This window comes from Allobosea sp. GW821-FHT09G06 (genome assembly GCF_059416005.1).
The window spans coordinates 458,751-473,261 of sequence record NZ_JBWKOI010000004.1 but is presented as its reverse complement, the minus strand read 5'-3'; the positions used below and the strand labels follow the sequence as shown (position 1 = coordinate 473,261).

General features: G+C 64.8%; 10 protein-coding genes and 1 pseudogene. 5 read left to right on the top strand and 6 right to left on the bottom strand.

The window, feature by feature from the left end:
• Nucleotides 1-164: 164 nt before the first annotated feature.
• The 3 genes and pseudogenes from AC07NY_RS21455 to AC07NY_RS21445 all read left to right on the top strand — a co-directional run bounded on the left by AC07NY_RS21455 (nt 165) and on the right by AC07NY_RS21445 (nt 1,474).
• Entirely contained in the window at nt 165-404 is a 240-nt protein-coding gene (locus AC07NY_RS21455) for an antitoxin Xre/MbcA/ParS toxin-binding domain-containing protein (protein ID WP_494585483.1), read from the top strand.
• Nucleotides 405-421: 17 nt separating this feature from the next.
• A pseudogene (locus AC07NY_RS21450) lies at nt 422-981 on the top strand (FAD-dependent oxidoreductase); the annotation flags it as partial.
• A gap of 19 nt (nt 982-1,000) precedes the next feature.
• Nucleotides 1,001-1,474, top strand: a complete 474-nt coding sequence (locus AC07NY_RS21445; protein WP_494585482.1) for a methyltransferase family protein — start codon at nt 1,001-1,003, stop codon at nt 1,472-1,474.
• A gap of 157 nt (nt 1,475-1,631) precedes the next feature.
• Here the strand turns inward: AC07NY_RS21445 and AC07NY_RS21440 are convergent, their stop codons facing one another.
• The 5 genes from AC07NY_RS21440 to AC07NY_RS21420 all read right to left on the bottom strand — a co-directional run bounded on the left by AC07NY_RS21440 (nt 1,632) and on the right by AC07NY_RS21420 (nt 6,165).
• The gene (locus tag AC07NY_RS21440) at nt 1,632-2,447 is read right to left on the bottom strand and encodes an oxidoreductase (protein ID WP_494585481.1); all 816 of its coding nucleotides are present in this window, start codon (nt 2,445-2,447) and stop codon (nt 1,632-1,634) included.
• Nucleotides 2,448-2,513: 66 nt separating this feature from the next.
• Nucleotides 2,514-3,818, bottom strand: coding sequence for a beta-ketoacyl-ACP synthase II (gene fabF, locus AC07NY_RS21435; RefSeq protein WP_494585480.1), 1,305 nt, complete (start codon nt 3,816-3,818; stop codon nt 2,514-2,516).
• Entirely contained in the window at nt 3,819-5,078 is a 1,260-nt protein-coding gene (locus AC07NY_RS21430) for a multidrug effflux MFS transporter (protein ID WP_494585479.1), read from the bottom strand.
• Complete coding sequence (locus AC07NY_RS21425) at nt 5,078-5,566, bottom strand: PaaI family thioesterase (protein WP_494585478.1); 489 nt, start codon at nt 5,564-5,566, stop codon at nt 5,078-5,080. Before AC07NY_RS21425 ends, AC07NY_RS21430 begins: the two co-directional genes overlap by 1 nt.
• Complete coding sequence (locus AC07NY_RS21420) at nt 5,563-6,165, bottom strand: TetR/AcrR family transcriptional regulator (protein ID WP_494585477.1); 603 nt, start codon at nt 6,163-6,165, stop codon at nt 5,563-5,565. Before AC07NY_RS21420 ends, AC07NY_RS21425 begins: the two co-directional genes overlap by 4 nt.
• 79 nt (nt 6,166-6,244) lie before the next feature.
• On the opposite strand from AC07NY_RS21420, the gene AC07NY_RS21415 reads away from it, so the two are divergent.
• A complete protein-coding gene (locus AC07NY_RS21415; protein ID WP_494585494.1) occupies nt 6,245-7,360 on the top strand; it encodes an efflux RND transporter periplasmic adaptor subunit in 1,116 nt (371 codons plus the stop codon).
• Nucleotides 7,360-10,470 carry an efflux RND transporter permease subunit gene (locus tag AC07NY_RS21410; RefSeq protein WP_494585476.1) on the top strand — a complete coding sequence of 1,037 codons (3,111 nt, stop codon included), beginning with the start codon at nt 7,360-7,362 and terminating at the stop codon, nt 10,468-10,470. The genes AC07NY_RS21415 and AC07NY_RS21410 overlap by 1 nt, the downstream gene beginning before the upstream one ends.
• A gap of 306 nt (nt 10,471-10,776) precedes the next feature.
• On the opposite strand, the gene AC07NY_RS21405 is transcribed toward AC07NY_RS21410, so the two are convergent.
• Complete coding sequence (locus tag AC07NY_RS21405; protein WP_494585475.1) at nt 10,777-14,511, bottom strand: vitamin B12-dependent ribonucleotide reductase; 3,735 nt, start codon at nt 14,509-14,511, stop codon at nt 10,777-10,779.

Below are 14,511 nucleotides of genomic sequence, written 5' to 3'. Positions count from 1 at the left end.
GCAGCAGATTTGAGTCAGACCCAAAGTTGGACGCCGATCCCCCGCCTCACAGGGTCAAACTTGCACGCCGAAACACAGTAGTTGCCTCGTGGTGGGTTCGCAGGTGTGATAACGTCTAAACTACCTTCCTAATCGAGGTGCCGCTGGGCGCTCGGGGCGCGCAAATGACTGAGAAACTTCGACACCGCAGTGGCGTTAAGGATTTCAGCCCGGAGGAAGCCGGCCGGGTAATCCTCTCCATCATCGAGTCTCGATTTGCCTCGGCAGCAGCAGCCTACGCTTGGTTTCATTCGAAGCCTCTACCGGGTTTTTCGGGCCAAACGGCCGTGCAGCTCGTTGCCGAGGGCCGCGCCGAGGCAGTCCTTGAATATGTGGAGGCGACCGACATGGGTATCCACGTTTAGGACATTCCACCACTCGGCGGAATCCAGATGTGCCGGGCTTTGCCGACGGCTGGGGCACCTCCATTGTGCCCTGTCCTTATTGCGACGGCTTTAAAGTCGCCGGCCAGCATTGGGGCCTCGTCTGGTCCGGCCGGCAGTCGCACAATCAGGCCAGGCTGCTCCACGATTGGACCGACAGGTTGACGCTCTCCGCTGATGGTCACGACATCCCGTCCGATATCCGGGCCGATCTGGCGCGCCGCAACATACCTGTCGTCGACGGCCGGATCACCAGCATCGCCCGTCCGGGGGGCCATAGCGCCACCATCAAGCTTGATGCTGGCCCCGATGTCGCGGTGGACATCCTGTTCGCGCATCCGCGCAACAAGCCGTCCGCCGCCTGCATGAATCACTGGGCCTCGCCACGGTCGATACGCCCAGCGGCATCGCCCTCAAGGTCGACGAGCGCCGCGAAACCAGCATGCCCGGCATCTACGCCGCCGGCGACCTCGCCAACCCCGGAATGCCCTCGGTCACCACGGCATCATGGCAAGGCGCGATGGCGGGCATTTTCGCCCAGCAGTCGATGCTGGTTTGAGCACAGATTGGAGATGAACATGGCCGTCGAACCGGACAGCGCGGGTGTCCGGTTCCCTCCGCCCTTCATCTATCTGGGAGCGCTGCTGTTGGGGCTGGCGGCGGAGCGGTTCGTCACCCTGCGTTCTTTCGGCATCGACTGGCGGTTGCTGATCGCAGCAGGCGCGCTACTGTTCGTTGCCGGAGCGGCGGTGATGCTTGCGGCGGCGGGGCTGTTCCGGCGATTGGGCACCAACGTTCGGCCGTCGCAGCCAACGACCCTCATCGCAACGACCGGTCCTTATCGGTGGACCCGCAATCCCATGTATCTCGGCATGGCGCTCATCTATGCGGGCCTCGCGATCGGCTTCGACGGACCGATTGCCTTCGACTTGCTCCCGTTGGTGCTGATCGCAATCCAGACGCAGGTGATCGCCCGCGAGGAGCACTATCTCGAAGCGAAGTTTGGCGACGACTACCGCCGCTACAAGGCCAAGGTTCGCCGCTGGCTCTGACTATTTCGCGCTGCGCGCTTCGGATGACGACAACATCATTGGCGCCGTCCAGGCTGCTGCAGAGGTTCGGTTGAGTAGCGCACGCTCTCGGCGGCTGCCTCCAGGAGGCGTACGTTATTCCCAGCACCGATGATGCCGATTTGCATGAAATGTCCCGTCAGACCGGCAACCCGTTCTGCTTTCGTAGGCTCTTGTCGAACGCGGATGCGGGGACGAAGCGGCGCAGCAAACTGACCTGGCGCGCCATTTTCCCCGCTGCGTAGCGCAATTTCGGAGCGGCAGCGGCCGCTGCCTCCAGCACGGTCCTGGCGACGACTTCGGGTGCGTCGCCTGCTTCGATCGCTTTGCGCAAGACCCTGTTCATGCCGGCGCGCGCAGCGTCATAGATGTCGAGCACCCGGTCGGGCCTTACGAGATTCTCTTCGAATGAGGTGCGGGTATAGGCGGGCTCGACCAGCACAACCCGAATGCCGAATGCGCGCAGTTCGTGGTCGAGCGATTCAGAATAGCCTTCGATGGCATGCTTGGTGGCCGCATAGAGCGCCGAATAAGGCGCCGGAATCAGGCCGAGCAGCGAGCTCAGATTGACGATCCTGCCCTGCCTCTGGCGACGCATGACCGGCAGCACGGCGTTGGTCATGCGCATAACGCCGAAGACATTCACATCAAACAGCGCCTGGGCTTGTTCGATCGACGATTCCTCAGCGCCGCCAAGCAGCCCGATCCCGGCATTGTTGACGAGCAGATCGATGCGGCCTGCACTGGCCACCACCTCGTTGACAAGCTTCGCCACGGACTCATCATCGGTCACGTCGCAGGCCAGCATGGTGACGCCCTCGGCACTTTCGGACGTGGCGCGGCGGCTCGTTCCGAACACGCGATACCCCGCGCCCTGCAATGCTTTGGCCGTGACGCGGCCGATGCCGGAGGATGCCCCGGTCACCAGAGCCACGGGGGAATTGTTCTTGCTCATGAAAACCGTCTCTTTCTTTTTGTTGGATTGGCGCGGGAGTCCCGCGAAAGGGCAGTGCGAAGGGCGTCAGCCATGTGTCCCTCCGCCGCTTCCGCGCGTCAGTTCGTCCGTCCAGCGCCGGAACAGCGCGCTGGCGTTGACACCGCCGAAGCCGAAGCCGTTGGCGATCGCGTAGTCCATCGCCACCGGGCGGGTCTCGTTTGCGACAAAATCGATACCGGCGCCGGCCGGATCGGGAGCTGTCAGATTGAGCGTCGGCGGTGCCATCTGGTCTCTCAGCGCCAGGATCGCGAAGATGGAACCAAGCCCTCCGGCCGCACCCAGCAGATGTCCGGTCGCCGATTTCGTCGCGCTGACAGCGATCTCTCCGTCAGAGCCGAACAGTGTTTTGATCGCGGCAATCTCGCCAAGATCGCCGACCGGCGTCGAGGTCGCATGCGCATTGAGATGACGGATCTCGCGCGGCGAAATCCCTGCCTGGACGATGGCGATCTCCATCGCCCGGCGCGCGCCGTTGCCATCCTCGGGGCCGGAAGTGACATGGTGCGCATCGGCCGTCGTGCCGTAGCCGACGAGTTCGGCGAGCGGTTTTGCGCCGCGCGCCAGCGCATGGCCGAGCTCCTCGATGACCAGCAGGCCTGCGCCTTCGCCCATGACGAAGCCGTCGCGCGCCAAATCAAACGGGCGCGAGGCCTCGATGGGCCTGTCATTGAAGCCGGTCGAAAGAGAGCGCGCCGCTGCAAAGCCGCCGAGACTGACGATGTTCATGCAGGCTTCCGCGCCGCCGCACAGGGCGATGTCGGCTTCGTTTGCGCGGATCAGACGCGCCGCGTCACCGATCGCCTGGATGCCGGCCGCGCACGCCGTCACCGGCGCGCCGAGCGGGCCTTTGAAGCCATGGCGGATCGAGATATGCCCCGCCGCGAGGTTCACCAGGAAGGATGGTATCGTGAAAGGCGACAGGCGGCGCACGCCGCGCTGGTCCACCGTGCGCACCGCCTCGGTGATGGCCGGAAACCCGCCGATGCCTGACGCGATGATCGTGGCCGTGCGCAGGCGTTCAGCCTCTGAGTCAGGTTTCCAGTTTGCCTGCGCCAGCGCCTCTTCGGCCGCAGCCAGCGCGAAGAGGATGAACCGGTCGACCTTGCGCTGATCTTTCGGCGCCAGCACGATGTCCGGATCGAAGCCAGCCTCCGCATCGTCCTGCCGCGAAGGCACTGCCCCGCCGACCTTCGCCGGCAGGTCGCCCACCACATCGCCGGCAAGCCTGCGAATGCCCGAACGACCGGCCAGAAGACGCGACCAGGATGCTTCGACACCCGCGGCGAGTGGCGTGACCGCTCCAAGACCTGTGATAACAATCCGTCGCATCTATCCTCCTGTCGATTCCGGCACGCCGCCCAAACCGCGTGGCCCTGCCTGCCGCTGACGCAGCGCGACCGGAAGGAAGACCAGAAGGGCAAGAACCGAACCCGCGGTCAGCACGACGGCCAGGGAAACGGACGGCGGAAATGGCAGCGCGCTCGCAAACGACGCGCCGATGGCGGCGCAGCCCATCTGCAAAAAGCCGAGCAGAGCCGATGCCAGTCCGGCCTGCCGCCCGAAGGGAGAGAGCGCAATCGCGGTGCCGAGCGGATTGATCAGACCCATACCGAACAGATAGAGCGCGATGGCGATCGTGAAGGTCGTGAAAGTCGGCGATGCGGCGAAGGCGAACATGGCGACGCTGCCCGCAAGTGCGATGCAAAGGCCGGTCATGCCGATGGCATGCGGGCCCCGGCGATGCGCCAGCCGCGGCGCGAGAAAGCCTGCGAGGAAGACGACCAGAACCGTCGACGCGAACGACAATCCGAGCTGGAAAGCGCTCAGTCCCAACTCGTTCATCAGCACGCCGGGGGCGGCCGCAAAGAAACTGTAGAGCCCGCCGATGACGAGGCTCACTGCAAGCGCAGGGAATAGAAAACGGGCATCGGCGGCGAGGCGGCCATAGGCGGACGCAACGGCCAATGGTGCGAGGGGCGTTCTGCGATCGAGCGGGAGCGACTCCCCGATGCGAGCGACATAGTGCAGCGTGAGCGCTACGCCGAAGACTGCAACGACCAGGAAGGTGATCCGCCAACCGAACAGGCCGGACAGGATGCTGCCGAGCAGCGGCGAAAAGCCCGGCGCAACCGCACCGGCGATCATGGTGAGCGCCAGAGCCCGGCCGAGCGCCTCGCCGTCAAACAGATCGCGTGCAATGGCGCGCGACAGGACCGAGGCCGCGCAAGCTCCCAGCGCCTGAATGATCCGCCCCAAAACCAGCAGGGGCAAAGTGCCGGCCAGTGCGCAAACGACGCTGCCCGCGGCAAAGACCGCAAGGCCTCCCAGCACCAGCCATTTGCGGCCGAAGCGGTCGGAGAGCGGACCGACCACAAGCTGCCCGAGCGCGAACGCAACGAAGAAGCTGCTCAAAAGGAGACCGAGTTCCGCCGAGGAAACCGCAAGCTCGGCGCCCATCCGCGGAAAAGCAGGAAGGATGATATTGGTGGCGAGCGCGCCGAGCGCCGCCAGACCGGCGAGCAGGAACAGGGTCCCGCCGGTCAGGCGGCGCTCGGAAGGGGCCGGGATTGCGATCGGACGCGCGGACATCATGGCTTCCTGCCCACGACCAGGCAGGTCGACGTGCCATGTGCATAGAGCCGCCCTTGCGCATCCTCGATCCTGCCCTCCAGCGTGATCACGCTCCGGCTGCGCGCAACGACATGGCCGCTGACACGCACTTCGCCGGAATCGGCAAAGAGCGGGCGGACGAACTTGGCCGTGGTTTCATGCGACGGGCAGGTTTCACCGGGCGCAAGCGTTGTCTGGGCGGCGAGTGCCATGACGGTGTCGAGCATCGTCATGATCCAGCCGCCATGGACCGTATTGGTCAGATTGCAAAAGCGCGGTTCGGGCGTGGCCAGGAGCGCGACCTTGCCTTCCTCCGGTGGAAGCAAGGTGAAGGGCAGCGTCTCGGCCATTGGCGGGCGGCGGATGCTCCCGTCCGCCAACCGCGCAACGAGCTCCAGCCCGGACCAGCCCGCCAGATCGGCGATTGAAGCAGTGGCGCTGCGCATGTCGGCCGGAGAGGTCGTCATTGGCGCGCTCCTTGCCCGGCATCATCCGCCGACGATCCCGGCAGCACGCTCTCGGCGGCTGCTTGCAGGAACCGCTTCGACATCTGCTCGTCGTTGACGGCACGCGCGAGAACCACCGCACCGACCATCGTGGAGAGAATTGCCATGGCCTTGCCGCCGGGCTCGCCTTCCTCCCCGCCGATCCAGCCGCCGAGCATTTCGAGATATTCCCTGATCCCGGCCTCGAAGGACGCCTTCACGTCCGGGCCTTGCCGGGCCGCGTCCGAGCCGAGCGCCACGACAGGGCAGCCTTCCATCCGCTCGGCGCGATGCCCCATGCTGAGATAGAAATCGATCACCGCGGCGAGCGGGTTCTGCGGATTGGCCTGCGCCGCGGTGGACCAGCGGCCGGAGGCGCTCTCCAGGGCGCGCCGGGACGCTTTCGCCGCCAGGTCGTCCTTGGATTCAAACTGCTTGTAGAAGGCGCCCTGCGTCAGCCCGGCGCCCGCCATCAGATCCTTGAGCCCAATGCCGTCGAAGCCGTGCTCGCGGAAAAGGCGGCTCGCCACATCAATAACCGTCTGCCGGTTTTCCTCTGCCTGCTGGCGACTGACACGCATCGTTGACCTCCAAAATTAGATTGCGTTCGTAATCTATAACACGTATAGTGATCGAATGCAATCTAATTGGTACGAGATGATGGGAAAGAGAAAGAGATCGGTTATTGCCGCAGCGGGCGTTGTGCTCGCAGCCTCAGCGGTGGCGGCATTTGTCGTACTCTCGGCTCGCCCCGAGAAGGCGTCCGCCGTAGGCGACCCCAGGCAGGACGCCCCGATCGTGAGGCTGGTCGCGGCAACACCGGTCGCCGAATCCGAGCGCCGCTTCACAGGCGTCATCGCGGCCCGTGTCCAAAGCAATCTCGGCTTCCGGGTTGCTGGTAAAATCGTCGAACGGCTTGTGAATGTCGGCCAGGAGGTCAAAGCCGGCCAGCCGCTGATGCGGATCGATGAGACGGACCTGCGGCTTGCGCTCACGGCAAAGCGCAACGCGGCCGTGGCGGCGCGTGCGGTTCTGGTTCAGGCGCGTGCTGACGAGAAGCGCTATGCCGCACTAGCCAAGGACGGGTTCGCGGCAAGTCCGCAGCGCTACGAGCAGGCCAAGGCAGCGCTGGACACCGCCACGGCCCAGCTTGCGGCGGCGGAGGCGGAAGCGGGGGTTGCGGAAAACGAAGCGACCTATTCCGTTCTGGTCGCCGATGCCGACGGAACGGTCGTCGAAACGCTCGGCGAGCCGGGACAGGTTGTCGCGGCCGGCCAGGCCGTGGTCCGGCTTGCACAGGCCGGCCCCCGTGAAGCGCTCGTCGCACTGCCGGAGACAATCCGGCCGGCCATCGGCTCGGCGGCCGAGGCGAGCCTCTATGGAACGAACTCTCATCGCTACGCCGCGCAGCTTCGCCAGCTGTCCAATTCGGCTGATCCGCAAACCCGTACCTACGAAGCGCGCTATGTACTTGCAGGCGAAGCCGCGGCGGCGCCGCTCGGGGCGACCGTCACCCTCCGGCTGGTCAACCAGGCAAGCCAGCCGGAGATGGAGGTGCCGCTCGGAGCACTATTGGACAATGGCCAGCGGACAGGCGTCTGGCTTCTCGATGGCGAGACCTCGACGGTGAAGTTCCAGCCAGTGAAGCTCGTGCGCGTGACCAACGAGACGGCCGTGATCTCGGGACTGAATTCGAAAGAGCCGGTCATCTCGCTCGGGGCTCATCTTCTGAAGGACGGCGCTCGCGTCCGGACCTCTAAAGTCGGGGGCAACTGATGAGCTTCAATCTATCCGCGATCGCCGTTCGCGAACGGGCGGTCACGTTGTTCTCCATCATCCTGCTCGTCGCCGCCGGCGCCTATGCGTTCGTCAAGCTCGGACGGGCGGAAGACCCGAACTTCACCATCAAGACGCTGACCGTCACATCCGTCTGGCCGGGCGCGACGGCGCGCGAGATGCAGGACCTCGTCGCCGAGCCGCTGGAGAAGCGGATCCAGGAGCTGACCTGGTATGACCGCGTCGAGACGACGACGCGCCCCGGCTACGCCTATATGACGGTCAACCTGAAAGACAGCACGCCGCCATCCGCCGTGCAGGAGGAGTTTTATCAGGCTCGTAAAAAACTGGCAGACGAGGCGCGCAACCTGCCGCCCGGCGTGCTCGGCCCCTTCGTCAACGACGAATACTCAGATGTCAGCTTCGCCCTGTACGCGCTGAAGGCCAAGGGCATGCCGATGCGGGAGCTGGCCCGGCAGGCCGAGACCATCCGCCAGGATCTTCTGCGTGTGCCCGGCGTCAAGAAGGTCAACATCCTGGGCGAGCGCCCCGAACAGATCTTTGTCGAATTTTCCTACACCAAGCTCGCGACTCTCGGCGTTTCGGCGCAGGACATCGTCGCCGCCTTGCAGCGGCAAAATGCTGTTACGCCGGCCGGCTCGATCGATACGAAAGGGCCGCGTGTCTTCATCCGGATCGACGGTGCGTATGACAGTGTCCAGGCGATCGCCGACACGCCGATCGTCGCGGGTGGACGCACGCTGAAACTTTCCGACACCGCAGAGGTTCGCCGCGGCTACGAAGACCCGCCGACCTTTATCATCCGGCATCAGGGCGAGCCCACAATCATGCTCGCTGCCGTCATGCAGGAGGGCTGGGACGGTCTCGCGCTCGGAAAGGCGCTGGAGAGCAAGACGGCCGCGATCGCCCAGACGCTGCCGCTCGGGATGACGCTCGACAAGGTGACGGACCAGGCGGTCAACATCTCCTCAGCCGTCGATGAATTCATGATGAAGTTCGCGATGGCGCTCGGCGTCGTTTTGCTGGTCAGCCTGCTCAGCCTCGGCTGGCGTGTCGGCATCGTCGTGGCGGCGGCTATTCCGATCACATTGGCCGTCGTGTTCTTCATCATGCTGGAGACCGGCCGCTTCTTCGACCGCATCACGCTCGGCGCGCTCATCTTGGCGCTCGGGCTTCTCGTCGACGACGCCATCATCGCCATCGAGGTGATGGTCGTGAAGATGGAAGAGGGCATGGACCGCATCAAGGCGGCTGCCTATGCCTGGAGCCACACGGCCGCGCCGATGCTGTCGGGCACGCTGGTCACGATTGCCGGCTTCCTCCCGGTCGGCTTCGCGCGCTCGACTGCCGGCGAATATGCCGGCAACATCTTCTGGGTCGTGGGTTTCGCGCTGATCGTGTCCTGGATCGTAGCGGTCGTGTTCACGCCCTATCTCGGCGTCAAGATGCTGCCGGAGATCAAGCCGGTCGAAGGCGGTACGCACGCGATCTACGACACGCCGAACTATCGGCGCTTGCGGCGGCTGATCACCTTCGCGGTCGATCACAAGTTCCTGACCTGCGCGATCGTCAGCGTCGCCTTCGTGCTTTCCGGCATCGGCATGGGCGGTCTCAAGCAGCAATTCTTCCCCACCTCCGACCGCCCCGAGGTACTCGTCGAAATCCGTCTGCCGGAAGGCAGCAGCATCGAGACGACGACCGCTGCAGTCGAAAAGGTCGAGCGCTGGCTCGAAAAGCAGTCCGAGGCCAAGATTGTCACCAGTTATGTCGGTCAGGGCGCCCCGCGGTTCTTCCTGGCGCTGTCGCCGGAGCTGCCCGATCCGGCCTTCGCCAAGATCGTCGTGCTGACACCGGATGCGCAAACGCGCGAGGCCCTGAAGCACCGGCTGCGCGACGCCGTATCGAACGGGCTTGCGCCCGAAGCCTATGTCCGCGCCACGCAGTTCGTCTTCGGGCCGCCTTCGGTGTTCCCGGTCGAGTTCCGCGTGACGGGCCCCGATCCTTCCGAGCTCTACAGGATCTCCGAAAAGGCTCTGGAGATCATGCGCGGTGTTCCGGATGTCAGGGAGGCGAACCGCGACTGGGGCAATCGCACGCCTGTGCTTCGCTTTGTCCCGGACCAGGATCGCCTCAACCTCATCGGCCTCTCGCCGGCACAGGTCGGCCAGCAGCTCCAGTTCCTGCTGACCGGCATCGCGGTCACGCAGGTCCGCGAGGACATCCGCAACGTACCCGTCGTCGCGCGTAGCGCCGGCGGCGAGCGGCTGGACCCGACCCGTCTCGCCGACTTCTCGCTGATGAGCCGGGACGGCCGGCAGGTCCCGCTCGACCAGATCGGACATTCAGAGATTCGCCTGGAGGAGCCAATCCTGAAGCGCCGCGACCGTGTGCCCACGATCACGGTCCGCTCGGAGATCAACGAGGCGCCTCAGCCGCCAGAAGTCTCCAAGCAAGTCCTGACGGCGCTTCAGCCGCTGATCGCATCGCTCCCCGCCGGCTACCGCATCGATATGGGCGGCTCTATCGAGGAGGCGACCAAGGCGAACGAAGCGTTGGCGAAGATCTTTCCCGTGATGATCGCCGCCACGTTGATCGTGGTCATGCTCCAGGTGCGATCTTTCTCGATGATGACGATGGTGCTGTTCACCGCCCCGCTGGGCGTGATCGGCGTGGTCCCGACATTGCTTATCTTCAACCAGCCCTTCGGCTTCAACGCGATCCTGGGCCTGATCGGACTCGCCGGCATCCTGATGCGCAACACGCTCATCCTGACAGACCAGATCAAGGAGAACCAGGCTGCCGGCCTCGACGACTATCACGCAGTCATCGAAGCGACGGTGCAGCGCACGCGGCCCGTAATCCTGACCGCACTCGCTGCGGTGCTCGCGTTCATCCCGCTGACGCATTCCGTCTTCTGGGGCTCGATGGCCTATACGCTCATCGGCGGGACGGCTGTCGGCACCGTGCTGATCCTGCTGTTCCTGCCTGCGCTCTATGCCGCGTGGTTCAGGGTCAAACCCACTGCGGATGAGGGTCCTGAGGTCTCGACTGGGAAACTGGAGCTGCAGGCAGCAATAGCTGCCGAGTAAGGGCCTCGTTGCGGGAAGAGACGGCTCGGAGTTCCGAATTGAATCCACATCCGCAGCAAATGAGGTCCGGTTCTGGGTAGGCATCCAATCTCTGCTCGTGGCGCGTAGCAGAAAGGCGACATTCTTCGATTTTGAATGAATCTTTCTCGAATCGGAATGGCCGACGTAGTTCGCCGGCCGTTCTCTTCGATTGATTAGCGGGCCGGCCTTTGCAGGCCGGTGCCAATCTATGTGCTTTTTGGTGCCACACTAACGCTTCGAGGTGCCAAACCTTCTGCGTCCTGAGAACAAGACACTTGTCGTCGTTTACGAGCAGCCGGTCGTCGAACCGCAGGTGTTGCACTTCAGGCAGGTGCCGTTGCGGACCAGCGTGAAGTTGCCGCATTCGCCGCACGAGTCGCCGACATAGCCCTTCATGATCGCCTCGGCCCGGCGCTCGGACTGGGTCGGCTGGGCGGCCGGCGCCGCGAAACCGAGCTTGGCCATCTCCGCCTCGCCATAAGCCTCGGGCTCCTCCTTCAGCGCGGTCGCGCCTGCGGTGGCGAGGCCGATGGCAGAGGTGGTCGAGCGGGCGACCGCATCGTTCGCCGCATGGCTTCCCTGGCCGCCGCCCTGGATGGCGAGCAGGTTGATCGGCTTGCCGCGGCGGAAGCCGGTCGAGGCGAGGGGGGTCGATACGACCGGGGCCGCATCCGGCGCCTTGTCCTGGTCGACACCGCTGCCCATCACGTCATGGCCGATCTCGCTGGGATCGACATGGGCGAGGTCGTGGCGGCCGAGATAGGAGATCGCCAGCTCGCGGAAGACATAGTCGAGGATCGAGGTCGCGTTCTTGATCGACTGGTTGCCGGCGACGAAGCCCGAGGGCTCGAAGCGGGTGAAGGTGAAGGCCTCGACATACTCCTCCAGCGGCACGCCATATTGCAGGCCGAGCGAGACCGCGATCGCGAAGTTGTTCATCATCGCCCGGAAGGCCGCGCCCTCCTTGTGCATGTCGATGAAGATCTCGCCGAGGCGCCCATCCGAATACTCGCCGGTATGGACATAGACCTTGTGGCCGCCGACCGTGGCCTTCTGGATGTAGCCCGTGCGGCGATCCGGCATCTTCTCGCGCTCGCGCTTGCGCTCGATGCGCTCGACGATGCGTTCGACGATCTTCTCCGAGATCTGCGTGGCCCGCGCCGCCATCGGCTGGGCGACCAGCGTCTCGACGGCGTCGTCGGCGTCGTCGTCCTCATCCGAGATCAGCGCCGAGTTCAGCGGCTGCGAGAGCTTGGAGCCGTCGCGGTAGAGGGCGTTCGCCTTCAGCGCCAGCTTCCAGGAGAGCATATAGGCGCTCTTGCAATCCTCGACCGTCGCCTCATTCGGCATGTTGATGGTCTTGGAGATCGCGCCCGAGATGAAGGGCTGGGCCGCCGCCATCATGCGGATATGGCTCTCGACCGAGAGATAGCGCTTGCCGATGCGGCCGCAGGGATTGGCGCAATCGAAGACGTTGTAATGCTCGGTCTTCAGGTGCGGGGCACCTTCCAGGGTCATCGCGCCGCAGACATGGACGTTGGCGGCCTCGATCTCGGCCTTGGTGAAGCCGAGGAAGGGCAGGAGCTCGAACGACATGTCGTTGAGCTTCTCGGCCGGGACCTTGAGCGTGCCGGTGAGGAAATCCTCGCCGAGCGTCCACTTGTTGAAGACGAACTTGATGTCGAAGGCGCTCTTCAGCCCCTTCTCGACCGCCTCGATCTTCTCGTCGGTGAAGCCCTTGGAACGCAGGGTCGAGGGATTGACGCCCGGCGCCTGCTTCATCGAGCCATGGCCGACGGCATAGGCCTCGATCTCGGCGATATCGGCCTCGCGGTAGCCGAGCGCACGCAGCGCATCCGGCACGGCGCGGTTGATGATCTTGAAGTAGCCGCCGCCCGCGAGCTTCTTGAACTTCACCAGCGCGAAATCGGGCTCGATGCCGGTGGTGTCGCAATCCATGACGAGGCCGATCGTGCCGGTCGGCGCGATCACGGTCGCCTGGGCGTTGCGGTAGCCGTAGCGCTTGCCCTGCTCCAGCGCCTCGTCCCAGACGATGCGCGAGCGCTCCGCCATGGTCACGGCCGAGCCGCCGAGGCGGGCGAGGGTGGCGTGGTCGAGCGGCACCGGGGTGACGCTCAGGCCCTCATAGCCGTCGGCGAGGCCATGGGCCGCCGTGCGGTGGTTGCGGATGACGCGCAGCATGTGGCTGGCGTTCTTCTTGTAGCCGGGGAAGGGGCCGAGTTCGCCGGCCATCTCGGCCGAGGTCGCATAGGCGACGCCGGTCATGATCGCGGTGAGGGCACCGGCGAGCGCACGGCCCTCGTCGCTGTCGTAGCCGAGGCCCATGGTCATCAGCAGGCCGCCGATATTGGCGTAGCCGAGGCCGAGCGTGCGGTACTCGTAGGAGAGCTCGGCGATCTCGCGGCTCGGGAACTGCGCCATCGTGACCGAGATTTCGAGCACGACGGTCCAGAGCCGGCAGAGATGCTCATAGGCCGCGACGTCGAAGGACTTGGCTTCGGTGTCGTAGAACTGCAGCAGGTTGGCCGAGGCCAGGTTGCAGGCGGTATCGTCGAGGAACATGTACTCGGAGCACGGGTTGGACGCCCGGATCCGGCCGGAAGCCGGGCAGGTGTGCCAGTCGTTCATCGTCGAGTTGAAGTGCAGGCCGGGATCGGCCGAGGCCCAGGCGGCGTAGCCGATCTTCTCCCAGAGGTCGCGGGCCTTCAGCGTCTTGACGACCTTGCCGGTGGTGCGGCCGGTCAGGTTCCAGTCGTTGTCGTTCTCGACGGCGCGCAGGAAATCGTCGGTCAGCGAGACCGAGTTGTTCGAGTTCTGGCCGGAGACGGTGAGATAGGCGTCGGAATCCCAGTCGGTGTCGTAGGTGTCGAAGGAGATGTCCTTGTAGCCCTGCTTGGCGAACTGGATGACGCGCTTGATGTAGTTGTCCGGCACCAGCGCCTTGCGGGCGAGCTTGATCTCGCGCTTCAGGGCCGGGTTCTTCTCGGGATCGAAGCAGGAATCGCCTTCGCCCTCGCAGTTCACGCAGGCCTTGAGCACGGCCTTCATGTGCTTCTTGACGGTCTTGGAGCCGGTGACGAGCGCAGCAACCTTCTGCTCCTCCTTCACCTTCCAGTCGATATAGGCCTCGATATCCGGATGGTCGGCATCGACCACGACCATCTTGGCGGCGCGGCGGGTGGTGCCGCCCGACTTGATGGCGCCGGCGGCGCGGTCGCCGATCTTGAGGAAGGACATCAGGCCGGAGGACTTGCCGCCGCCGGCGAGCTTCTCGCCTTCACCGCGCAGCATCGAGAAGTTCGAGCCGGTGCCGGAGCCGTATTTGAACAGGCGGGCCTCACGGACCCAGAGGTCCATGATGCCGCCCTCGTTGACGAGGTCGTCCTGCACGCCCTGGATGAAGCAGGCATGCGGCTGCGGATGCTCGTAGCTCGACTTCGACTTGACCAGCTTGCCGGTCTTGAAGTCGACGTAGAAATGGCCCTGGCTGGGACCGTCGATGCCATAGGCCCAGTGCAGGCCGGTGTTGAACCATTGCGGCGAGTTCGGCGCGACGCGCTGGGTCGCGAGCATGAAACGGAGCTCGTCATGGAAGGCCGCGGCATCCTCCTCGGAGGAGAAATAGCCGCCCTTCCAGCCCCAGTAGGTCCAGCAGCCGGCGAGGCGGTCGAAGACCTGCTTCGACGAGATCTCGGAGCCGTAGCGTTCGCCTTCGGGCAGCTCGGCGAGAGCGGCCTCGTCGGCGACCGAACGCCAGAGGAAGGAGGGAACGTCGTTCTCCTCGAACTTCTTCAGGCGCGCCGGCACGCCGGCCTTGCGGAAGTACTTCTGCGCGAGCACGTCGCTGGCGACCTGCGACCAGGTCTCGGGAACCTCGATGCCTTCCAGCCGGAAGACGACGGAGCCGTCCGGGTTCTTGATCTCGCTGACGGCCGATCGGAACGGGATCGCGGCATAGGGCGACTGTCCGGCGGTGGTATAGCGGCGCTCGATGCGCAT

Bases quoted from the DNA above. Each gene is read 5' to 3' on its own strand.
- AC07NY_RS21455 (WP_494585483.1), top strand. From the start codon at position 165: ATGACTGAGAAACTTCGACACCGCAGTGGCGTTAAGGATTTCAGCCCG.
- AC07NY_RS21445 (WP_494585482.1), top strand. From the start codon at position 1,001: ATGGCCGTCGAACCGGACAGCGCGGGTGTCCGGTTCCCTCCGCCCTTC.
- AC07NY_RS21440 (WP_494585481.1), bottom strand. From the start codon at position 2,447: ATGAGCAAGAACAATTCCCCCGTGGCTCTGGTGACCGGGGCATCCTCC.
- fabF (WP_494585480.1), bottom strand. From the start codon at position 3,818: ATGCGACGGATTGTTATCACAGGTCTTGGAGCGGTCACGCCACTCGCC.
- AC07NY_RS21430 (WP_494585479.1), bottom strand. From the start codon at position 5,078: ATGTCCGCGCGTCCGATCGCAATCCCGGCCCCTTCCGAGCGCCGCCTG.
- AC07NY_RS21425 (WP_494585478.1), bottom strand. From the start codon at position 5,566: ATGACGACCTCTCCGGCCGACATGCGCAGCGCCACTGCTTCAATCGCC.
- AC07NY_RS21420 (WP_494585477.1), bottom strand. From the start codon at position 6,165: ATGCGTGTCAGTCGCCAGCAGGCAGAGGAAAACCGGCAGACGGTTATT.
- AC07NY_RS21415 (WP_494585494.1), top strand. From the start codon at position 6,245: ATGGGAAAGAGAAAGAGATCGGTTATTGCCGCAGCGGGCGTTGTGCTC.
- AC07NY_RS21410 (WP_494585476.1), top strand. From the start codon at position 7,360: ATGAGCTTCAATCTATCCGCGATCGCCGTTCGCGAACGGGCGGTCACG.
- AC07NY_RS21405 (WP_494585475.1), bottom strand. From the start codon at position 14,511: ATGCGCATCGAGCGCCGCTATACCACCGCCGGACAGTCGCCCTATGCC.